This is a genomic window from Ruegeria sp. CF2 (genome assembly GCF_056537385.1).
In genome coordinates this window covers 108,847-129,058 of the sequence record NZ_JBQFRL010000004.1, presented here as the reverse complement: position 1 = coordinate 129,058, position 20,212 = coordinate 108,847, and the positions used below count along the sequence as shown (strand labels likewise).

At 61.2% G+C, this 20,212-nt stretch carries 21 protein-coding genes; 14 read left to right on the top strand and 7 right to left on the bottom strand.

Going from position 1 to position 20,212, the window contains the following annotated elements:
• The first annotated feature begins 75 nt into the window (after positions 1 to 75).
• From ACR0IR_RS16250 to nqrF, 6 genes are read left to right on the top strand one after another with little or no spacing between them, the layout of a single operon-like run.
• The gene (locus ACR0IR_RS16250) at positions 76 to 1,422 is read left to right on the top strand and encodes a Na(+)-translocating NADH-quinone reductase subunit A (RefSeq protein WP_170365863.1); all 1,347 of its coding nucleotides are present in this window, start codon (positions 76 to 78) and stop codon (positions 1,420 to 1,422) included.
• A 5-nt stretch (positions 1,423 to 1,427) separates the two neighbouring features.
• Positions 1,428 to 2,636, top strand: coding sequence for an NADH:ubiquinone reductase (Na(+)-transporting) subunit B (locus ACR0IR_RS16245; protein WP_170365861.1), 1,209 nt, complete (start codon positions 1,428 to 1,430; stop codon positions 2,634 to 2,636).
• Entirely contained in the window at positions 2,629 to 3,444 is an 816-nt protein-coding gene (locus ACR0IR_RS16240; protein ID WP_170365859.1) for a Na(+)-translocating NADH-quinone reductase subunit C, read from the top strand. Before ACR0IR_RS16245 ends, ACR0IR_RS16240 begins: the two co-directional genes overlap by 8 nt.
• Positions 3,444 to 4,097: an NADH:ubiquinone reductase (Na(+)-transporting) subunit D gene (locus tag ACR0IR_RS16235; protein WP_170341437.1), complete on the top strand. Its 654-nt coding sequence runs from the start codon at positions 3,444 to 3,446 to the stop codon at positions 4,095 to 4,097. Before ACR0IR_RS16240 ends, ACR0IR_RS16235 begins: the two co-directional genes overlap by 1 nt.
• Positions 4,097 to 4,705, top strand: a complete 609-nt coding sequence (nqrE, locus tag ACR0IR_RS16230; RefSeq protein ID WP_050603817.1) for an NADH:ubiquinone reductase (Na(+)-transporting) subunit E — start codon at positions 4,097 to 4,099, stop codon at positions 4,703 to 4,705. Before ACR0IR_RS16235 ends, nqrE begins: the two co-directional genes overlap by 1 nt.
• Before the next feature lie 12 nt (positions 4,706 to 4,717).
• Complete coding sequence (nqrF, locus tag ACR0IR_RS16225) at positions 4,718 to 5,938, top strand: NADH:ubiquinone reductase (Na(+)-transporting) subunit F (protein WP_170341458.1); 1,221 nt, start codon at positions 4,718 to 4,720, stop codon at positions 5,936 to 5,938.
• 465 nt (positions 5,939 to 6,403) lie between these two features.
• Here nqrF and tviB read toward each other — a convergent pair whose 3' ends face one another.
• The 3 genes from tviB to ACR0IR_RS16210 form a co-directional block, all read right to left on the bottom strand.
• Positions 6,404 to 7,687, bottom strand: a complete 1,284-nt coding sequence (gene tviB, locus ACR0IR_RS16220; RefSeq protein ID WP_170365857.1) for a Vi polysaccharide biosynthesis UDP-N-acetylglucosamine C-6 dehydrogenase TviB — start codon at positions 7,685 to 7,687, stop codon at positions 6,404 to 6,406.
• 22 nt (positions 7,688 to 7,709) lie between these two features.
• Positions 7,710 to 8,723, bottom strand: coding sequence for a GDP-mannose 4,6-dehydratase (locus ACR0IR_RS16215; protein ID WP_170341487.1), 1,014 nt, complete (start codon positions 8,721 to 8,723; stop codon positions 7,710 to 7,712).
• A 113-nt stretch (positions 8,724 to 8,836) separates the two neighbouring features.
• Entirely contained in the window at positions 8,837 to 9,220 is a 384-nt protein-coding gene (locus ACR0IR_RS16210) for a polysaccharide biosynthesis/export family protein (protein WP_170365856.1), read from the bottom strand.
• Positions 9,221 to 9,223: 3 nt separating this feature from the next.
• Here ACR0IR_RS16210 and ACR0IR_RS16205 point away from each other — a divergent pair, with 3 nt between their 5' ends.
• Complete coding sequence (locus tag ACR0IR_RS16205) at positions 9,224 to 9,352, top strand: hypothetical protein (RefSeq protein ID WP_261392138.1); 129 nt, start codon at positions 9,224 to 9,226, stop codon at positions 9,350 to 9,352.
• A 4-nt stretch (positions 9,353 to 9,356) separates the two neighbouring features.
• Here the strand turns inward: ACR0IR_RS16205 and ACR0IR_RS16200 are convergent, their stop codons facing one another.
• The gene (locus tag ACR0IR_RS16200; RefSeq protein WP_093963355.1) at positions 9,357 to 9,881 is read right to left on the bottom strand and encodes a CBS domain-containing protein; all 525 of its coding nucleotides are present in this window, start codon (positions 9,879 to 9,881) and stop codon (positions 9,357 to 9,359) included.
• A 125-nt stretch (positions 9,882 to 10,006) separates the two neighbouring features.
• Here ACR0IR_RS16200 and ACR0IR_RS16195 point away from each other — a divergent pair, with 125 nt between their 5' ends.
• The 7 genes from ACR0IR_RS16195 to ACR0IR_RS16165 all read left to right on the top strand — a co-directional run bounded on the left by ACR0IR_RS16195 (position 10,007) and on the right by ACR0IR_RS16165 (position 17,306).
• A complete protein-coding gene (locus tag ACR0IR_RS16195) occupies positions 10,007 to 10,192 on the top strand; it encodes a hypothetical protein (RefSeq protein WP_170365854.1) in 186 nt (61 codons plus the stop codon).
• A 66-nt stretch (positions 10,193 to 10,258) separates the two neighbouring features.
• Entirely contained in the window at positions 10,259 to 11,284 is a 1,026-nt protein-coding gene (locus ACR0IR_RS16190) for an FAD:protein FMN transferase (protein WP_170365853.1), read from the top strand.
• A gap of 15 nt (positions 11,285 to 11,299) precedes the next feature.
• On the top strand, positions 11,300 to 11,545 hold the full coding sequence (gene nqrM, locus ACR0IR_RS16185) for a (Na+)-NQR maturation NqrM (protein WP_170341485.1): 246 nt from the start codon (positions 11,300 to 11,302) through the stop codon (positions 11,543 to 11,545).
• Entirely contained in the window at positions 11,546 to 13,213 is a 1,668-nt protein-coding gene (locus tag ACR0IR_RS16180; protein WP_480779142.1) for a sulfatase-like hydrolase/transferase, read from the top strand.
• Between the two features lie 92 nt (positions 13,214 to 13,305).
• Positions 13,306 to 14,823 (top strand): 2,3-bisphosphoglycerate-independent phosphoglycerate mutase, encoded by a 1,518-nt coding sequence (gene gpmI, locus ACR0IR_RS16175; RefSeq protein ID WP_170365849.1) that lies wholly within the window; start codon positions 13,306 to 13,308, stop codon positions 14,821 to 14,823.
• The gene (locus ACR0IR_RS16170; protein WP_170365848.1) at positions 14,820 to 15,953 is read left to right on the top strand and encodes a murein hydrolase activator EnvC family protein; all 1,134 of its coding nucleotides are present in this window, start codon (positions 14,820 to 14,822) and stop codon (positions 15,951 to 15,953) included. Before gpmI ends, ACR0IR_RS16170 begins: the two co-directional genes overlap by 4 nt.
• A gap of 6 nt (positions 15,954 to 15,959) precedes the next feature.
• Positions 15,960 to 17,306, top strand: coding sequence for a S41 family peptidase (locus tag ACR0IR_RS16165; protein ID WP_170341494.1), 1,347 nt, complete (start codon positions 15,960 to 15,962; stop codon positions 17,304 to 17,306).
• A gap of 54 nt (positions 17,307 to 17,360) precedes the next feature.
• On the opposite strand, the gene ACR0IR_RS16160 is transcribed toward ACR0IR_RS16165, so the two are convergent.
• The 3 genes from ACR0IR_RS16160 to ACR0IR_RS16150 form a co-directional block, all read right to left on the bottom strand.
• Positions 17,361 to 18,887 carry an MFS transporter gene (locus tag ACR0IR_RS16160; RefSeq protein ID WP_170365846.1) on the bottom strand — a complete coding sequence of 509 codons (1,527 nt, stop codon included), beginning with the start codon at positions 18,885 to 18,887 and terminating at the stop codon, positions 17,361 to 17,363.
• A gap of 110 nt (positions 18,888 to 18,997) precedes the next feature.
• The gene (locus ACR0IR_RS16155; protein WP_170365844.1) at positions 18,998 to 19,357 is read right to left on the bottom strand and encodes a hypothetical protein; all 360 of its coding nucleotides are present in this window, start codon (positions 19,355 to 19,357) and stop codon (positions 18,998 to 19,000) included.
• 11 nt (positions 19,358 to 19,368) lie between these two features.
• A complete protein-coding gene (locus ACR0IR_RS16150; protein WP_170365842.1) occupies positions 19,369 to 20,130 on the bottom strand; it encodes a DUF6478 family protein in 762 nt (253 codons plus the stop codon).
• Between the last annotated feature and the right edge of the window lie 82 nt (positions 20,131 to 20,212).

The following is a 20,212-nucleotide window of genomic DNA, read 5'->3' as shown; positions in this document are numbered from 1 at the left end:
CCGCGCCATTCAGTGCCCAAAGCAAAGGGCCCTGTATGACGGGCGCAAGAAAAAGGCTTGGAAGAACGTAGCGACATGCAAACTTTCAAACTGAAAAAGGGACTGGACCTTCCGATCGAGGGATCGCCTGAACGGGTCATTCAGCCTGGGCCAGCATATTCTTCGGTTGGCGTGCTGGGTGGAGACTATATCGGGCTCAAACCACGGATGCTGGTGCAGGAAGGCGACCTCGTCCAGCGCGGCACGCCGCTGTTCTGCCACAAGGACGCACCCGAGGCGATGATGGTGGCGCCGCTGACCGGCAAGGTCGTGGCCATCAACCGCGGCGCGCGGCGCGTGTTGCAGAGCGTCGTCATCGAAGTGTCGGACCCCAACGACCCCGGTGTCGATTTCTCGGGCGTGGGCGATGCCGAGACCGCGCAGGGCCTCACCGCCAAGCTGTGCGCCGCCGGCCTGTGGACCGCGTTCCGCACGCGGCCCTATTCCAAGATGCCGCAGCCGGGCACCGCGCCCGCCGCGATTTTCGTCACCGCCATGGACAGCGAGCCGCTGGCTGCCGATGCCGCGCTGATCATCAATGACGCGGCCGAGGCCTTTGCCGCCGGTCTGGCCGCCGTGGCCAAGCTGACCGAAGGCAAGACCTATCTGTGCCAGAAGGATGGCGACACGATCCCCGGCGCCGATCTGCCGGGCGTCGAGGCTGCGGCCTTCAGCGGCCCCCATCCGGCGGGCCTGGCCGGGACGCATATCCATTTCCTCGAACCCGTGACCGCCGCGAAAACCGTCTGGACCATCGGCTATCAGGACGTGATCGCCATCGGGCGGCTGCTGCAGTCGGGCCATCTGGACCCGAACGTGGTGGTGGCCCTGACCGGCCCCGGCGCGCGTCAGCCGCGTCTGATCCGCACCGTCATGGGGGCCTCGACCGAGGATCTGACCCGCGACGAGATAATAAATGTCGACGGCGAGGCCCGCGTCATTTCCGGCTCGGTCCTGTCGGGGCGTCACGCCACCGGGCCGTTCGCTTATCTGGGACGCTTCGCGCGCCAGATCTGCATCATCCGCGAGGATCACGACCAGATCCCGATGGGCTGGATCCGTCCGATGCCGTCGAAATACGCGGTGCAGCCGGTTCTGGGTTCGGCCTTTGCCAAAAAGCTGTTCGCCTTCACGTCGAACCTGAACGGTGGCCGCCGCGCCATGGTGCCCACCGGTACCTTCGAAGAGCTCATGCCGCAGGATTACCTGCCGACGCAACTGCTGCGGGCGCTGTTGGTGATGGATACCGACACGGCGCAGGCCCTGGGCGCGCTGGAGCTGGATGAAGAGGATTTGGGCCTTGTGGGCTTTGCCTGTCCGGCCAAGTATGAATACGGGCTGGCGCTGCGCGACTGCCTGACCAAGATTGAAAAGGAGGGCTGATCCACATGGGTTTGCGCAGCTTCTTTGACCGGATCGAGCCGAACTTCACCAAGGGCGGCAAGTACGAGAAGTTCTTCCCCATCTACGAGATGGTGGAAAGCTTCATCTACACTCCGAAAACCGTAACATCCGTGGCACCGCACGCGCGGTCCTACGTGGATATGAAGCGGATCATGACCTATGTCGTGATCGCCACCATCCCCTGCATCCTGTGGGGCATGTACAATACCGGGTTCCAGGCCAACTCGGCAATCGCGACGCTGGGCCCGGAGTCGGCAACCGGTTGGCGCATCGCCGTCCTGCAGGCCTTGGGCATTTCTCTGGACCCGTCCAGCATCTTTGCCAACGTGATGCACGGGCTGATGTATTTCCTGCCGATCTACATAGTCACGCTGGTCGCGGGCGGCACCTTCGAGGTGATTTTCGCCACCGTGCGCGGGCATGAAGTGAACGAGGGCTTTCTCGTCACCTCGATGCTGTATACGCTGATCATGCCGGCCACCGCGCCGCTGTGGCAGGTGGCGCTGGGGATCATCTTTGGTGTGGTCATCGGCAAGGAAGTGTTCGGGGGCACCGGCAAGAACTTCCTCAACCCCGCGCTGGTGGGGCGCGCCTTCCTGTATTTCGCCTATCCCGCATCCATGTCGGGCGACGCGGTCTGGACCCCGGTCGACGGCTTCTCCGGCGCGACCGCGCTGGCCGTTTCGGCCGCTGACGGCTATCAGGCGCTGGCGGCCGAGGGCATCACATGGTGGAACGCCTTCTTCGGCTCGATCCAGGGCAGCTTTGGTGAGACATCGACCCTGGCCTGCATGGTCGGGCTGGCCTTCCTGCTGATGACCAAGATTGCCAACTACCGCCTGATCGTGGGCTGTCTGGCGGGAACCATCGGCTTTACCCTGCTGCTGAACCTGATCGGGTCGGATACGAACCCGATGTTCGCGATGCCATGGTACTGGCACGTCGTGCTGGGCGGTTATGCGTTTGGTCTGGCCTTCATGGTGACCGAGCCGGTCTCGGCCAGCCACACCAATATGGGCCGCTATATCTATGGCGCGCTGATCGGGGTCATGGTCGTGATGATCCGGGTGGTGAACCCGGCCTTCCCCGAAGGCATGATGCTGGCCATCCTGTTCGGCAACGTCTTTGCGCCGCTGATCGACCACTTCGTCGTTCAGGCAAACATCAAACGGAGGGCGCGTCGCCATGTCTGATACGCAATCCCCTGAACCCAAAGGCGCCATCGCCCGGTTCCTGGCGGCCTCGCCGGACTCGGTTGGCAAGACGATCTTCATCGCGGTCGCCGTGTGCCTGGTTGCTTCGATGATCGTGTCGGCCGCGGCGGTCAGCCTGCGCCCGGTGCAAGAGGCCAACAAGCTCAAGGACAAGCAGATCAACGTTCTGCAGGTCGCGGGGGTCTATGAGCCGGGCATCGACGTGGCCGAGGCTTTTGCCGCTTTCGAACCGCATGTGCTGGAGCTGGCGACGGGTGAATTCGTCGACGACCAGTTCGACCCGGCCACGTTCGACGACATTGCCGCCGCCGGTGACCCCGAGTTGAGCGAGCCGCTTGCCGACGACCCTGCCGGCATCGGCCGCAAGGCGAAATACCGCGTGATCTACCTGCTGCGCGACGAAAACGGCGCGCTGGACAAGGTGATCCTGCCGGTCCACGGCTATGGGCTGTGGTCCACGCTCTATGGCTTCATCGCGCTCGAAGCGAATGGCAACGACATCTTCGGGCTGCAATTCTATCAGCACGGGGAAACGCCGGGCCTGGGGGCCGAGGTGGACAACCCGCGCTGGAAAGCCCTCTGGAGCGGCAAGAAGCTGCGTGACGATGCGGGTGATCTGCAGATCACGGTTGCCAAAACCATGCCCGCCGCAGGGCCCGACTTCTATATCGATGCGCTGGCTGGCGCGACCCTGACGACGGTCGGCGTCGACAACCTGGTGAAATTCTGGATGGGGGACGCGGGCTATGCTCCGTTCCTGGCCAAGCTGCAAGCAGGAGAGATCTGATGTCACAGACCAAGAAAGATCTGCTGGTCGACCCGCTTGTCGACAACAACCCGATCACGTTGCAGGTGCTGGGCATCTGCTCGGCGCTGGCGGTAACTTCGTCGCTGCAAGTGGCCTTCGTGATGTCGCTGGCGGTGATGTTCGTGACGGCGTTTTCGTCCTTTTTCATCTCATGCCTGCGCAACCAGATCCCCGGCTCGATCCGGATCATCGTGCAGATGGTCATCATCGCGTCGCTGGTGATCCTGGTCGACCAGATCCTCAAGGCCTATGCCTTCGAGATCTCAAAGACGCTGTCGGTCTTCGTGGGCCTCATCATCACCAACTGCATCGTGATGGGTCGAGCCGAGGCCTTTGCCATGAAGAACCCGCCCGTGGCGTCCTTCATCGACGGCTTGGGCAACGGCATGGGTTATGGCCTGATCCTGATGCTGGTCGGCGTCGTCCGCGAACTGTTCGGCTCGGGCTCTCTGTTCGGGGTGACCATCCTGGAAACCGTGAACAATGGCGGCTGGTACGTGCCCAACGGCTTGCTGCTGCTGCCGCCGTCGGCCTTTTTCATCATCGGCCTGATCATCTGGGCCTTCCGCACGTGGAAGCCGAACCAGGTCGAGGAACGTGAATACAAGATCCAGCAGGTAGAGGCGCACTGATGGAAGGTCTCATCTCACTGGCCGTAAAGGCCATCTTCGTCGAAAACCTCGCGCTCAGCTTTTTCCTGGGCATGTGTACCTTCATCGCCGTGTCGAAAAAAATCTCGACGGCGCTGGGGCTCGGGATCTCGGTCATGGTCGTGCAGGCCATCACCGTTCCGGCCAACAACCTGTTGCTGAACTACCTGCTCAAGCCGGGTGCGCTGGCGTGGGCCGGGTTCCCGGATGTGGACCTGACCTTTCTCGGCCTGATTTCATATATCGGCGTGATCGCCGCGATGGTGCAGATCCTCGAGATGGTTTTGGACAAGTATTTCCCGCCGCTCTACAACGCGCTGGGTATCTTCCTGCCGCTGATCACGGTGAACTGCGCCATCCTGGGCGGCTCGCTGTTCATGGTCGAGCGCGACTACAACTTTGCCGAGGCCGCGACCTATGGCCTGTCCTCCGGCTTTGGTTGGGCGCTGGCGATCACCGCCATGGCCGGCGTGCGCGAAAAACTGAAATATTCCGACATTCCGGACGGACTGCAGGGCCTCGGCATCACCTTCATCACCGCAGGTCTGATGGCGATGGCCTTCATGTCCTTCTCGGGCGTCAAACTGTAAAGGGGCAGGGGCATGGAAACTTTCTCGCTCGGCGTTGTCCTTTTCACCCTGATCGTTCTGGCCCTGGTCGCGCTTATCATGGCGGCCCGGTCTCGGCTGGTTTCATCGGGCAACGTCAACATCACCATCAACGGTGAGAAAACCATCTCGGTTCCTGCCGGCGGCAAGCTGCTGCAGACGTTGGCAGCCGAAAAGCTGTTCGTTCCGTCGGCTTGCGGCGGGGGCGGTACCTGCGCGCAGTGCCGGGTGCGAGTGCTGGAGGGCGGCGGGTCGATCCTGCCAACCGAAGAAAGCCACATCACCAAGCGCGAGGCCACTTGTGGTGACCGTCTTTCGTGCCAGGTGGCCGTCAAACAGGACATGAAGATCGAAGTTCCCGAAGAGGTCTTTGGCGTCAAGAAATGGGAATGCACCGTCCGGTCGAACGACAACGTTGCGACCTTCATCAAGGAACTGGTGCTGGAACTTCCCGAGGGCGAGGATGTGAATTTCCGCGCGGGCGGGTACATCCAGATCGCCGCCCCGGCGCACAAGGTCGACTACAGCGATTTCGACGTCGCCGAGGAATACCGTGAGGATTGGGACAAGTTCAATCTGTGGCAGTACAAATCCACGGTTACCGAACCGATCGAGCGCGCCTATTCGATGGCCAACTACCCCAACGAAAAAGGCATCATCATGCTCAACGTGCGGATCGCCTCGCCCCCGCCGGGGTCCGAAGGCATTCCGCCCGGGCAGATGTCGTCCTACATCTTCAACCTGAAGCCGGGTGACAAGGTTACGATCTCGGGTCCGTTCGGCGAGTTCTTCGCGCGCGACACCGACAAGGAGATGGTGTTCGTCGGTGGTGGCGCAGGTATGGCCCCGATGCGCAGCCACATCTTCGACCAGCTCAAGCGTCTGAACACCAAACGCAAGATCACCTTCTGGTATGGTGCGCGGTCGCGCCGCGAGATGTTCTATGTTGAAGATTTCGACCAGCTGGCCGCCGAGAACGAAAATTTCGAGTGGCACGTTGCTTTGTCCGACCCGCAACCGGGCGACGATTGGGATGGCTACACAGGGTTCATCCACAACGTTCTGTTCGAGGAATACCTCAAGAACCACCCGGCGCCCGAAGACTGCGAATTCTACATGTGCGGTCCGCCAATCATGAACCAGTCAGTCATCAACATGCTGCTGGATCTGGGTGTTGATCGAGAAGACATCATGCTGGACGACTTTGGTGGCTAAGACAAAACCGGCGCAATCTTGCGCCGGTTTCATTTTGTAACATCAAAACCCAAAACGCTGCGTATTGCCGTCAGTGGGTCAACGCGGTTGTCCCGCATGCAGCGTTCTACCAACGCCAACGTCCGTTCGACACGACGACGATACCCAAGACCCCGCAGCCGGGGAAAACGCCGCCCTTGGCGGCTATCCAAAAATCCCAGCCAGATCACGTATCGCAACAGGAAATAGGCTCCGGCCCTGAGCCCACCCGACGAGAACGTGCTGCATTCCCCATCGCAATCAGCGCGGTGGTCGCTGCGCCATTCAGCGTGGACACAAAAGCAAGGACGCAGAGCACAGCGGACCAAGCACCAGCACGCCAGTCAGAAGACTGAACAGGCCGGCGGCAACCCACAGGGCCTCGGACCTTGCGGACAGAGGTCTCACAGTCAGAAAATGTCTCTCATTTCAGTGTGCTGGCGCGGGTCAGAGCCTCAAATCACTGGCGCTGCGCGGCAGGCAGGATTTGACGTCGAACAGGACATTCCGGGCCTTTCCGAACGCTCGGATTTCGGCCGGATCCATCGCAAGATATGCGTCATGGGCAACTGCAAGAACGATACCGTCATAGGTGCCGGGCTTGGGGTGCTCCAGCAGGTCGATCCCATACTCGTCACGTGCGGCTTGCGGATCGGCATGGGGATCGTGAACGTCTACGGTCACACCGTAGCTCTGCAACTCGTGAACGATGTCGACGACCCGGGTATTTCGCAGATCAGGGCAGTTTTCCTTGAAGGTTAGCCCCATGACAAGGACCCGGGCGTCCGTCATCTCGATCCGCTCGCGGATCATCCGCTTGACCAACTGGGACACGACATATGCGCCCATTCCATCGTTCAGGCGCCGCCCCGCCAGAATGACCTGAGGATGATGGCCAACGGCCTCGGCCTTGTGGGTCAGGTAGTAGGGGTCGACCCCGATGCAATGCCCACCGACAAGGCCAGGGCGGAAGGGCAGGAAATTCCATTTGGTGCCCGCCGCCCGCAGCACCGCATCAGTGTCGATGCCGAGGCGGCCGAAGATCATGGCAAGTTCGTTCACCAGGGCGATATTCAGATCGCGCTGTGTGTTCTCGATCACCTTCGCAGCCTCGGCCACGCGGATGCTTTCGGCCTTGTGCGTCCCCGCCGTGATGATCCGCGCATATAGCGCGTCCACCAGATCGGCGGCCTTAGGCGTCGATCCCGACGTGACCTTGCAGATATCGGCGATGCGATGCGCCTTGTCGCCGGGATTGATCCTTTCAGGGCTGTACCCGGCAAAGAATTCCACGTTGAAACGCAAGCCAGACTCCCGCTCGAGGATCGGGACGCAGTCTTCCTCGGTCGCGCCGGGGTAGACGGTTGATTCATAGATGACCAGATCACCAGGCTTCAACACCCGTCCAACCGTTTCTGAGGCGCGCAGCAACGGTGCAAGGTCTGGCTGTTTTTGTGCTGTAATCGGTGTGGGCACCGTCACGATATACGTGTCACAGTCCGCCAGATCAGCGGGGTCAGTGGTAAACCTAAGACCCCCGGCGGCGGACAGCTCGTCTTCGCTGACCTCATGCGTGGCGTCATTGCCCTGGCGCAGCGCGTCGATGCGCGTGGGATTGATGTCAAAGCCCAGAACCGGTCCGATCTTGCCAAAGGCAGCGGCCAACGGCAGGCCGACATAGCCCAGACCGATCACGGCGATCCGACGGGAATTGGGGTTCGTTTCAAGCATACGTCAGGTCCGGGTCACTAGATCATTTGCCGTGGTATTCGCGGAACCATTCGACAAACTGAGCGATTCCATCCTTGAAATCGGTCTGCGGACGATACCCGGTCAGGCGTTGCAGTAGGTCGGTATTGGCCCATGTCGCCGGAACATCACCCATCTGCATGGGCATGTAATTCCGGATCGCCTTCTTGCCCACGGCTTCCTCGATTGCTTCGACGAAATCCATCAGACGCACCTTGTCACCATTTCCGATGTTGACCACACGATAGGGCGCGACCGGCGAAAGGCTGTCACCCTCCTCGATATCCTCGGGGCTGTCCGGACGGACGGGGACCGCATCGATCAACAACCGGATCCCGCGCACCAGGTCGTTCACATTGGTGAAGTCGCGATACATTTCGCCGTGATTGTAGATGTCGATCGGGCGCCCATCCAGAATTGCGTCGACAAACTTGTACAGAGCCAGGTCTGGACGGCCCCAGGTGCCGTATACGGTGAAGAACCGGAACATGGTCGTGGGCAGATCCCAGAGATGGGCATAGGAATGTCCCATCGCTTCGTTCGCCTTCTTGGTGGCAGAATAGATCGTCAATTGGGTGTCGGCCTTTTCAACCTCGGTAAAGGGCATGTCTTCGTTTGCCCCATAAACCGAAGAGGTAGATGCCATGAGCAGGTGCCCGACCTTGTGCTGACGGGCCACCTCCATCACGTTGAACGTACCCACAACGTTTGAATCGATATAGCTGCGCGGGTGTTCAAGACTGTAACGCACACCCGCCTGAGCGGCGAGGTGAACGATAACCTCGGGCTGGAATTCGTCTGCAACCTGCATGAGGCGTTCGTGGTTTTCCAACAGATCCTCGGTTGCCGAGAAGCCGGGCGTCTGCAACAGCATCTGATGGCGGCGCTGTTTGAGAGTGACGTCGTAGTAATCCGTCATCCCGTCATAGCCATGGACCTGAAACCCTTCGGACAACAGCAGCTTGGCCAGGTGGAACCCGATGAAGCCCGCAGTGCCCGTAATCAATACCCGTTGCATGAAACCCTCGAACGCAAATCAACAATCCCGACCATCAGGGACCCTTTCGACCCGTCAAGGTCAAGGGGATTATCGGTCGGTGGGGCCTCATATCCGATGCAGGGCGGGGCGCGTCAACCATTTGCCGCGTCCAACCCCGCATTGACCAGCGAGGGTAGGAATTGATCCAGCGCCCGACCCCAAGTCGTGATCGGCTGCTCCTGGATGAAAACAATATCGTGGGGCCCCAGTTCCATACGGGCCGCGATCGACGATGCCGAGGGATTGCGCGCATCCAGGTGCCAGGCAGTTACGGCGCCGAATTCCTCAGGCTTGCGAGAGGCACGCAGTATAAAGATTTGCGATGCGTCCGCCGTTCTGGTGCTGTAAACGCCTTCACCGAACAAAGCACCGGCCAGGCTCAGGTGCTGGCCGTAGGGCAGGGGAACACGAGCGTTCTTGCGGAACTCGCCCCCCAGATAGACATAGTCGCGCTGTTCGGCGCCCTGTTGGCACAAGCGATGCGCGAGTCTTCCAGCGTGAACTTGCAGGTCACCGTGCTGGTCATGTCGGACCTGGGGTCTGCCCGAAAGCAGACCAAGACAGGTGGGCAGGCCTATGGGGCCTATGCCCGTTACTACAACGTGTGACGATCTAGCCGACGATCATCTGCTTCATGCGCAGGGCTTCGTATTCCAGCTCTTTCAGCCGGAAATGCACGACATCTCCGATGGTGATCATGCCGCAAAGCTTGCCGTCGCGAAGAACCGGCATGTGGCGGAATCGCCCCTCGGTCATCGTCTTCAGCACATCCATCAGCAGGTCGTCCGGTGTGCAGGTCCGCACATCGCGGGTCATCAACGCCTCGACCGATTGTGGCAGCGTCTGACCCGGAGTATCCGCCATGCGGCGAACGATATCCCGCTCGGACAGGATTCCCTGCAGTGCGCCGTTCTGATCGGTGACGACAACCGCCCCGATGCGTTTCTCCTTTAGAATTTCGACCACCGAATGGATGGTGTCATTCGGCCGAACCGAAAACACCGCATCACCTTTTCCTTCCAGCAATTTGGCGACAGTGGTCTGAGTATGTGACAAATTCGACTCGGCGGATTGGCTGTAAGTGCTTGACCCGGCCTTGTCGCCACGTGTCGGGGGCTGGTAAGAGCTTGGGGCCATGGGCGGTCTCCTCCTTCAACGCTACAGGCTGTCCTCACCACCTTATCGCAGCAGAGAAACCTGTATAGGGTGCAAATTCAAAAACCGGTGCAACCGCGCCGGGTCGCAAGGAAAAACCGGACCCCGTGACCCAACTCCATCTGTCTCCTGCGGTTGCCGCCGTGATCTTCCTTCTGGTCGTGATCTGCGGGCATAATTTCCGCAAACTGTGGAAAGAACAGCCCCCGGGTTGGCAGAAACGTGCGTGGCTGTTTGGAGTGCCCGCTGCGGTCGGGCTGCTGATCCTGGGCTTCCTGCCGCTGGCGTCCTGACGCAGGTTTGACTCTGGGTGGGGCCGCTGGCATATGCCGGGCAACGCATTTCCAGGAGATCGCCCCATGCGCCGACTGCTTGCTCTGGCCCTGCCGCTTGTTGTTTCTGGCTGTCTGTTCGACGAGGAGCCCGAGATCGTCCGTCTGTCCGGCGAAACCATGGGCACGACATATCACATCACCGCAATCGGCGAGGATCTGGACGAGGCTGCTCTGTCCGCCTCCGTGGAGGACACGCTGGCGCAGGTGAATGCCAAGATGTCCAACTGGGACCCGAATTCCGAAGTCTCGGTCTTTTCCGCCTCGGCCAGCACCGACCCGATGCCGGTGTCACAGGAATTCGCCTATGTGATCGCGGCGGCCAACCAGGTGCACGAGCAAAGCGGCGGCGTTTTCGACGTGACCCTCGGCCCGTTGATCGAGCTGTGGGGCTTCGGCCCGCGCAAGCCCGAAGACCCGGTTCCGTCGGATGCCGAGATCGCGGCGGCGCTGGAACAGGTGGGGCAGGCCCGCCTGCTGACGCTGGATGCGCAGGCCGGGGCGCTGGCCAAGGCGCTGCCGGGCGTGGGGATCAACCTGTCGGCCATCGCCAAGGGCTACGGGATCGACGCCGTGGCCGAGACGCTGCAAGAAGCCGGCATCGAGAGCTACATGGTCGAGATCGGCGGCGACCTGGTGGCCCGCGGTCAGAACGACAAGGGCGAGGCCTGGCGCATCGGCATCGAAAAACCCGAAACCGGGTCGCAGACCATCCAGTTCATCGTGCCGTTGGACAACCGCGGCATGGCGACTTCGGGCGATTACAAGAACTTCTTCGAACAGGACGGGGTGCGGTATTCGCACATCATCGACCCGACCACCGGACGTCCGATCACGCATCGGACGACCTCGGTCACGGTTCTGGCCGAAAATGCGATGATGGCCGATGCCTGGGCCACTGCGATGCTGGCGCTGGGGCAGGAGCGGGGGCTGAAACTGGCCGATCAGCTGGGTTTGGCGGTGTTTTTCATCTCGCGGGATGTGACAGGCGGCGAAGATGCCTATATCACGGTACAAAGCAGCGCGTTCAAGGATGCGCTGAGATCGAACTGAAGGGCGGGCCGGCCGATGAGCACCTTTATCCTCGCGTTTGTTCTGCTGCTGATCATCATGGTCGGCATGTCGCTGGGCGTGATGCTGATGGGCAAGACCATCAAAGGCAGTTGCGGCGGATTGAACGCGATTTCGGGGGCCGACAAATGCGTGGTGTGCCAAAAGGACGTGGACCCCAACAGCCCCCTGCGTGACAAGCTGCATTGCAAGCGCGCCCGCCGGATGGTGGAGCAGATGGAAAGCCAGGGCGCGCAGCACTGAATGGCCAAGGCCCGCAACATCCTGTTCATCATGTTCGACCAGCTGCGCTGGGATTACCTGAGCTGTTACGGCCATCCGCATCTGCACACGCCCAATATCGACCGGCTGGCCGCGCGCGGCGTGCGGTTCAAGCGGGCCTATATCCAATCGCCGATCTGCGGCAGCTCGCGCATGTCCACCTATACCGGGCGCTATGTGCAGTCGCACGGCGCCTCGTGGAACGGCATCCCGCTGAAGGTGGGCGAGCAGACCATGGGCGACCATCTGCGCAAGGCGGGGATGGACTGCTGGCTGGTCGGCAAGACCCATATGCGCGCCGACGCCGAGGGCATGGCGCGGCTGGGCCTGGAACCCGACAGCCTGATCGGCGCGCGCGTGGCCGAATGCGGTTTCGACGTGTTCGAGCGCGACGACGGGATGCGCCCCGAAGGCCCTGACGGGTTCTATGACCCCGACGCGGCCCGCGCCTACAACGCGTGGCTGGCCGACAAGGGCTATGACGGCGACAACCCCTGGCACGACTTTGCCAATTCCGGGCTGGACGAGGACGGCAACGTGCTGTCGGGCTGGTTTCTGAAAAACGCGCCGCAGGCCGCGAACATCGCCGAAGAGGACAGCGAGACCCCCTATCTGACCTCGCGTGGCATGGAATTCATGGAAACCCATGACGGACCGTGGTGCTGCCACTTGAGCTACATAAAGCCCCACTGGCCCTATATCGTCCCCGAGCCCTATGCCTCGATGTACGGACCCGAACAGGTTCTGCCCGCCAACCGGTCCGAGGCCGAACGGGCGGCGGCACACCCCGTGCTGAGCGCCTTCATGCACACCAAGATCGGTCAGACCTTCTGGCGGCAGGATGTGCGCGAGGCCGTGATCCCCGCCTATATGGGCCTGATCAAGCAGGCCGACGACCAGATCGGGCGGCTGCTGGACTGGATGGAGCAGACCGGCCGCATGGACGACACGATGATCGTGCTGACCTCGGACCATGGCGATTTTCTGGGCGATCACTGGATGGGCGAAAAGACGTTCTTCCACGACGCTTCGACCAAGGTGCCGCTGATCATTTTTGACCCGTCCGAACAGGCCGATGCCACGCGCGGCAGCACCTGCGACGCGCTGGTCGAGTCGATCGACTTGGCCCCCACTTTCGTCGAGGTCGCGGGCGGTGCGGTGCCTGATCATATCCTAGAAGGCCACTCGCTGCTGCCCATCCTGCACGGGCGGGCGGACGAGACCCCGCGCAAATTCGCGATCTGCGAATACGACTATTCGGCCTCGCCCATCGCGGAAACGCTGGGCGTGTCGGTGCGTGATGCGGCGATGTTCATGGTGGCCACGAAACAGTGGAAGCTGATCCATTGCGAAGGCGGGTTCCGCCCGATCCTGTTCGATCTGGAAAACGACCCCGGCGAGCTAACCGATCTGGGCGACAGCGCGGCCCATGCTGATGTGATCGCGCAGATGTATGATCACCTGTTCGCCTGGGCGCGGCGTCCGTCGCAGCGTACCACCCGTTCGGCGGCCGAGTTGGTCGAGATGCGCACAAAAAGTCGCGGCAAGGGCGTGATCCTAGGCGCCTATGAAGAAAGCGACGCCCCGCCCGAGCTGACGGTCAAGTATCGCGGCCGCAAGGCGCGGCCCTGGCAGCAGATCAGGAAATAACCCGGAGAGGGGCGCATCGCCGCAAAAGGCGGTTCACGATGCGGCGGGCAGGGGATAGAAGAACGGACAAGAGCAGTTACCGGAGACCCGACATGAGCGCACCCAAACCCGTCGTCCTGTGTATCCTTGATGGTTGGGGTCTGTCCGACGACACGCAGGCCAATGCGCCCTATCTGGCCCACACGCCCACTTTCGACGCGATCATGTCCAAGGGTCCGCACGCGCGGCTGATCACCCATGGCCCTGATGTGGGCCTGCCCAGCGGCCAGATGGGTAATTCCGAGGTCGGGCACACCAATATCGGGGCCGGGCGAGTCGTGGCGATGGATCTGGGCCAGATCGATCTTGCGATCGAGGACGGCTCGTTCTTCGAAAATGCCGCGCTGCAGGACTTCATCGCCAAGGTGAAATCGGCGGGCGGAACCGCGCATCTGATGGGGCTGGTCTCGGATGGCGGGGTGCATGGGCATCTGAACCATATCGTCGCCGCCGCAAAGGCGATCACCGAGGCGGGCGTGCCGGTGGCCCTGCACGCCATCACCGACGGGCGCGACGTGGCCCCGAAATCGGCGCTGGACTTCCTGGCCGAGCTGGAGCGCCGCCTGCCCGCGTTCGCGCGCATCGTCACCGTCTCGGGGCGGTACTATGCCATGGACCGCGACAACCGCTGGGAGCGGGTCGGCCGTGCCTATGACGCGATCATAAAGGGGAGGGGCGGGCAGGCTGATACCGCAAGCGCCGCGATTCAGGCCGCCTACGACCGGGGCGAGACGGACGAGTTCATCGCGCCCACGGTTCTGCCCGACTTCGACGGCGTCCGCGACGGTGACGGCTTCTTCTGCCTCAACTTCCGCGCCGACCGCGCCCGCGAGATCCTGCGCGCCATTGCCGAACCTGATTTCGCCGAATTCGACACCAGCCCGCGCCCGCATCTGTCGGCGCTGCTGGGCATGGTGGAATATTCCGACGGCCACAACGCCTATATGACGACCGTTTTCCCCAAGCGCGAAATCGTCAACACGCTGGGCGAATGGGTCGCCAAGCAGGGCCTGCGCCAGTTCCGCCTGGCCGAAACCGAGAAATACCCCCATGTCACGTTCTTCCTGAACGGCGGCAAGGAATCGCCCGAGCCCGGCGAGGACCGCTACATGGCCCCGTCGCCCAAGGTGGCGACCTATGATCTGCAGCCCGAGATGTCGGCCGCCGAGGTGACGGACAAGTTCGTCGAGGCGATCGAGGCCGGCTATGACCTGATCGTCACCAACTATGCAAACCCCGACATGGTAGGCCATACCGGTGACCTGCAGGCCGCGATCAAAGCCTGCGAGGCCGTTGATCAAGGCCTGGCTCGCGTGGTCGCCGCGCTTGAAAAGGCGGGCGGGGCGATGATCCTGACGGCCGATCACGGCAACTGCGAAACCATGATCGACCCCGAAACCGGCGGGCCGCATACCGCCCATACGCTGAACCCGGTGCCTGTGGCGCTGGTTGGCGGACCCGAGGGCGCAGCCCTGCGCGAAGGTCGCCTGTCCGATCTGGCGCCTACGGTTCTGGACCTGATGGGCCTGCCCAAGCCGCCGGAAATGACGGGTCAGAGCCTGCTGTCATGAGGCTGCGCGCGCTTCTTCTGGCGGCCCTGATGGCGGGGCAGGCGGTCCGGGCCGCGCCGGACCCCGCGCAGGCGGCACTGGAGGCAGCGCAGATGCTGGAACAGGCCTCGATCGCGCTGACCGAGGCCGAAACCGCCCGCGACCGCGTGCGTGCCCTGACCGAGACGATCCAGGCCTACGAGGCCGGGCTGGCCGCCATGCGCGACGGGCTGCGCCGAGCGGCTTTGCGCGAAAGCCAGCTGACCGCCGAGTTGAACGCGCGCGAACGCGAAATCCGCCAGTTGCTGGGCGTGCTGCAAACCATCGAAACCACGGCGCCACCGGTTCTGATGCTGCACCCGGCCGGGCCGCTGGGGGCGGCGCGCACCGGGATGATGCTGTCCGAAGTCACCCCTGGCCTGAACACCAGAGCCCAGGCGCTGGCCCGGGATCTGGACGAGGTGCAGACCCTGCGCCGCTTGCAACAAAGCGCTGCGGACACGCTGACCGAAGGGTTGGAAGGCGTGCAGAACGCCAGGACGAAGCTGAGCGAGGCCATAGCGGACCGTACCGACTTGCCGCGCCGCTTCATCGAAGACCCGGTACGGACAGCCATCCTGATCTCATCAACGGAGACGCTGGATGGGTTCGCCAGCGGTCTGTCTGAGATATCGGATGGAGAAATCTTAGCCTCGAACGCGGATGTGTCCCAACTGAAAGGACAGATTCCGCTGCCGACCCAAGGCGTCATACTCCATCGTTCCGGCGAAACGGACGCCGCAGGGGTCACGCGTCCGGGGCTTGTACTGGGAACCAGACCACGTGCCTTGGTGCTGTCGCCGACAGCGGCCACGATCCGATACCGAGGGCCGCTTCTGGACCTTGGAAACCTTGTGATCCTGGAACCGCAGCCCGGTTTGCTTTTTGTCTTCTCCGGCCTTCAGGAGGTGTATGGGGACCCCGGTCAGGTGATCCCCGAAGGGACGCCAGTGGGCCTGATGCCCGGTCAAACACCAGAAATCGGCGCGATTTTGTCAACAAGCGGTGATCGCACTGGAACTGATCGTCCAGAAACGCTCTATATAGAGGTAAGAGAGAACAATAGCCCCGTGGATCCGGAATCATGGTTCCGGACAGACAAGGATGGATAGACGAGTATGAAGAGATTTGTGATGGCCGGTCTGGCCGGCACCGTGGCTGGGATTATTGCGACTACCCAGATCGCCGGACCACTGCTGGCGCAAGAGGCCGAAAACAAGGCCGGAGTCTATGAACAACTTGACCTGTTCGGAGACATCTTCGAACGGATCCGCGCCCAGTATGTTGAGGAAGTCGCCCCCGAAGAACTGATCGAGGCTGCGATCGACGGCATGTTGACGTCGCTGGATCCGCATTCAAGCTATCTTTCCCCGGACGACGCCGAGCAGATGCGCGTGCAGACGCGCGGTGAATTCGGTGGGCTGGGCATCGAGGTCACCCAAGAGGATGGCTTCGTCAAAGTCGTCTCGCCAATTGACGGCACGCCTGCGGACGAAGCGGGCATCGAGGCCGGCGATTTCATTACTCATGTGGACGGCGAAAGCATCCTGGGCCTGACGCTGGACAAGGCAGTCGACCTGATGCGCGGCCCGGTCGGTTCGGAAATCGTCATCACCGTCGTGCGGGAAGGCGAACCCGACCCATTCGATGTGACCATCATCCGCGACACGATCAAACTGACCGCCGTTCGCGCCCGCACCGAAGGCACCAGCGTGGTGCTTCGTGTGACCACCTTCAACGATCAGACCTTCCCGAACCTGAAAGAGGGGATGGAAAAGCAGATCGCCGAAGCTGGCGGCATCGACAAGGTGAACGGCTTTGTTCTGGACCTGCGCAACAACCCCGGCGGGCTGTTGACCCAAGCCATCAAGGTATCGGACGCATTCCTGAACGAAGGCGAGATCGTCTCGACCCGTGGGCGCAATCCCGAAGATGGTGAACGCTTCAACGCAACCCCGGGTGATCTTGCCCAGGGCAAGCCGATCGTAGTGCTGATCAACGGCGGATCGGCGTCGGCTTCCGAAATTGTTGCAGGTGCATTGAAGGATCACCACCGCGCGATCGTCGTCGGCACCAAAAGCTTCGGCAAAGGATCGGTTCAAACCGTGATGCCGCTGCGTGGCGACGGGGCGATGCGTCTGACCACCTCGCGCTACTACACCCCGTCGGGTCGGTCGATCCAGGCTTTGGGTGTCAGCCCCGACATCATCGTGGAACAGCCCCGCGTCCGTCCCGAGGCTGAGGAAGAGGAAGAAAGCAACGCCCGCACCCGGTCCGAGGCCGACCTGCGGGGCAGCCTGAACAATGACAGTTTGACCGAGGATGAAATCCGCCAGATCGAGGAAGACCGCACCAAAGCGGAAGAAACCGCCGAACTGCGCAACGAAGACTACCAGTTGGCCTATGCGATCGACATTCTCAAAGGCCTGTCCGCCTTCAATCCGACAGAGCGGGCATCGCAGTAAGCTGCGCAAACAGTGACCGAAGGGCCGCGGTTTTCCGCGGCCTTTTCTTTTGGCTCAGCTCTCGATTTTGTGCAGTTTCTTTTCGTCCAGCATCAGCGCCAGAACCAGGCCGATCGACACCGACAGCGTTGAAAAGACAAAAGCCATGTCCATCCCGCTGTCAAACGCCATCGACAACGCGGATTTGATCTTTTCGGCCTCGGCCGCGCTGAATTTCTGCATGACAGCCTGCGCGGACTTGGTCGTCAAAGTACCGCCATTGATGGCTTTTTGATCGGCCAGGGACATATCGATGCCGGCCTTGGCAAGGTGCTCGCGGAAGCTGGACAGGCTGACCATGTACATGATGGCCGTCGCGCAGGCGACCGAAATGGCGCCATAGACCAAGTGCACCATGAAGCTCAGACCGCCAACCAAGCCTGCGCGTTCGGGCTTGACGGCGCAAACGGCGGCGGTGCCCGACGGTCCAACCGTCAGTGTCGCTCCCAATCCGATCAGAGCCATCCCCGGAAGAATTTGGAAATACCCCAGCCCGGCCGGCATTACGACGACACTGGCCGCGCCTATCGTAGCGCAGAGATACCCCCAGAACAGCAGGCGCTTGGGTCCAAAATCATTGTACAAGGTGCCAGACACGATCGACCCGACAGCCAAAAGAACGGTCAGCGGCGCGAGGCCCAGAGCGGATTCAAATACCGACCAGCCAAGAACCTTTTGCATGTATTGCGGAAAATACAGCAATCCCACAAAGACTGCCGAGACGTTGAACATGTTCAGACCCAAGGTGATGCGAAATTGCGGATTTTGCATCATCTGCGGCAGCAATAGCGGTTCTTTCACCCGTTTTTCCACGCGTGGGAACAACAGAAACAGCGACGCGCTGAGGAAAAACAGAAACATCAGCGGAACCGACAGCCAGCCCCAGTCCGATCCGACATCCAGCGCGTACAGCAGCAGAAGGACAGCAAAAGAAAGGACACCCATTCCGGTAAAGTCGATGTGCTCACCTGTCTTGTGGGTCTTGTCAGGCTGCATCAGCAGGACTGCCGTGGCCATCGAGATGCACGAGAAGACGACATTTGCCAGAAAGAACAGGCGCCAATCCCCAAGATTGGCGACAAACCCGCTGATCATCGGACCAAATACGTTGCCCGTCGTGACACCGGCAAGGATCAAACCCATAACCATCGCACGGTGTTCCTCACGGGATACCCTCGTGGCCCCGAAGGCCAGCGTGCACGGCCACACGCATCCCGCGCCGATACCTTGAAGCGCACGTGCGCCGATCAGGAAATCAAGGCTGGGAGATACGAAACACATGACCGAGGCGAATAGAAACAGCGACAATCCTATGATCATGATCTTGCGATGACCGTACATGTCGCCCAGCCGGCCGCCGGCGACCATGGTCATGGCGAAGAACAACGCGTAGATGTTCAACACCCACTGAGTACTCGTGATATCGGCATCAAACGAGTTTTCGATCGCCGGCACCAGCATCAGCGCACCGGTAAAGTCTATGCCGATGCCAAACGCCGTTACCATCAGCGCTATGACTTTGATAATGCTGTCACGTTCCATTCGGCCCCCTGAGTTTCCTTGGTGGCTCAATCATGCATGAATTCAGCGAAAAAGATAGGAATGCATCCAAGCAGGCTTCGACTACGTTGAACCTGCAGGCTTTTGCCCGATCAACTCTGATCAGCGCTCAACCGACGCACCACGCGCTTCAGAAGGTCAAGTTCGGCGCGCAGCAGGTCCATCTCGGCTCGGATATCGCTTACGGCCGGCGCACCCGCGATTACGGTGATGTCACCCACTTTTTCCTGTGAAGCGCTGTCGAGGATAATCACACTGTGTACACCTTCGGACAACAGGGCCGTTGGAACGGGAACCCGAACATGCCAGCCACCTTCGGCCTCGGAAACCTCGATACCTTGCAGGACCTGATCCCGGTACCGGGCTTCAAGTTGGGGTGCGGTACTTCTTGAAAAGTGGCCTTCCCATACGCCGTCTTCGAACCGGATCGGGACGAGTTTTGTTTCCACCATGGCCTTTCCTTTCACAAGTCAGCGCGATGATGGCGGCACAGGGTCAAATCCCGCAGCACCACACGGTTCATACCAGGATCCTGGATGATAAGGTCCAGCCACATCTTCTCGATGCGACGTTCGTTCAAGGACAGATGCGCAAGATCAAAATCGATGTCGGACGTCGCATGTTGCGGTTCCAGCTTTCGCAGCACTTGCTCGGTATTCGGTCCATTCTGGATATTCAGCCTGGCAAAGACCTCGGCCGGGCGTTCACTGTCGACCGTCACATGGGTCCGGACCAGGTGTTGCCGCGTCAGACCCTCGGCGGCGCTGCCCGGAAGTTCGACAGACACGGAGAGGAACGAGCCTTGAAAGCTGAATACGTCGATCGCCAGGCTGAAAGGCGCCAGGTCCTTTTCCCCGCTGTTGCGCATTTGCCGGACTGCAATCTCGGCCAGCGGACAGTCATGGAAAAGCGCCACGCTGTCATCAAGTTGCGCCTTGCGAGACAGTGATACCAGGCCCGTAACGGGTAGAGGGCTGCCCCACAAATCCGGGCGCCATGCCCAATCCGTGCCAAGCGGTCTTGGGAAATTCTGGGTGCCGATATGCGGGCGGGTCAGGCGCCCGTCCGCAATCTGAATCAGCCGATCAAGTTGGGCGCGAAGCACTCGCGCCTGATCACGCTGCTGGCGAAGCAGGGGCAGGTCTTCGTGCGGCGCGTTCTGCGCCGTCCGTTTCCAGTGCCCAACTGCCTTGCGGCTGAAATACCGATCCAGAAGTCTGCTCATGTGCCCAGTGCTTGAAACTGCACCTCTTTAGTCGGATTCCGCGGGCGGAATAAACCCGCCTTCGACAGATAGCACTGCAAAA

Coding starts and splice junctions, on each gene's coding strand:
- ACR0IR_RS16250 (WP_170365863.1), top strand. CDS start 76: ATGCAAACTTTCAAACTGAAAAAGGGACTGGACCTTCCGATCGAGGGA.
- ACR0IR_RS16245 (WP_170365861.1), top strand. CDS start 1,428: ATGGGTTTGCGCAGCTTCTTTGACCGGATCGAGCCGAACTTCACCAAG.
- ACR0IR_RS16240 (WP_170365859.1), top strand. CDS start 2,629: ATGTCTGATACGCAATCCCCTGAACCCAAAGGCGCCATCGCCCGGTTC.
- ACR0IR_RS16235 (WP_170341437.1), top strand. CDS start 3,444: ATGTCACAGACCAAGAAAGATCTGCTGGTCGACCCGCTTGTCGACAAC.
- nqrE (WP_050603817.1), top strand. CDS start 4,097: ATGGAAGGTCTCATCTCACTGGCCGTAAAGGCCATCTTCGTCGAAAAC.
- nqrF (WP_170341458.1), top strand. CDS start 4,718: ATGGAAACTTTCTCGCTCGGCGTTGTCCTTTTCACCCTGATCGTTCTG.
- tviB (WP_170365857.1), bottom strand. CDS start 7,687: ATGCTTGAAACGAACCCCAATTCCCGTCGGATCGCCGTGATCGGTCTG.
- ACR0IR_RS16215 (WP_170341487.1), bottom strand. CDS start 8,723: ATGCAACGGGTATTGATTACGGGCACTGCGGGCTTCATCGGGTTCCAC.
- ACR0IR_RS16205 (WP_261392138.1), top strand. CDS start 9,224: ATGCGCGAGTCTTCCAGCGTGAACTTGCAGGTCACCGTGCTGGTCATG.
- ACR0IR_RS16200 (WP_093963355.1), bottom strand. CDS start 9,881: ATGGCCCCAAGCTCTTACCAGCCCCCGACACGTGGCGACAAGGCCGGG.
- ACR0IR_RS16190 (WP_170365853.1), top strand. CDS start 10,259: ATGCGCCGACTGCTTGCTCTGGCCCTGCCGCTTGTTGTTTCTGGCTGT.
- nqrM (WP_170341485.1), top strand. CDS start 11,300: ATGAGCACCTTTATCCTCGCGTTTGTTCTGCTGCTGATCATCATGGTC.
- ACR0IR_RS16180 (WP_480779142.1), top strand. CDS start 11,546: ATGGCCAAGGCCCGCAACATCCTGTTCATCATGTTCGACCAGCTGCGC.
- gpmI (WP_170365849.1), top strand. CDS start 13,306: ATGAGCGCACCCAAACCCGTCGTCCTGTGTATCCTTGATGGTTGGGGT.
- ACR0IR_RS16170 (WP_170365848.1), top strand. CDS start 14,820: ATGAGGCTGCGCGCGCTTCTTCTGGCGGCCCTGATGGCGGGGCAGGCG.
- ACR0IR_RS16165 (WP_170341494.1), top strand. CDS start 15,960: ATGAAGAGATTTGTGATGGCCGGTCTGGCCGGCACCGTGGCTGGGATT.
- ACR0IR_RS16160 (WP_170365846.1), bottom strand. CDS start 18,887: ATGGAACGTGACAGCATTATCAAAGTCATAGCGCTGATGGTAACGGCG.
- ACR0IR_RS16155 (WP_170365844.1), bottom strand. CDS start 19,357: ATGGTGGAAACAAAACTCGTCCCGATCCGGTTCGAAGACGGCGTATGG.
- ACR0IR_RS16150 (WP_170365842.1), bottom strand. CDS start 20,130: ATGAGCAGACTTCTGGATCGGTATTTCAGCCGCAAGGCAGTTGGGCAC.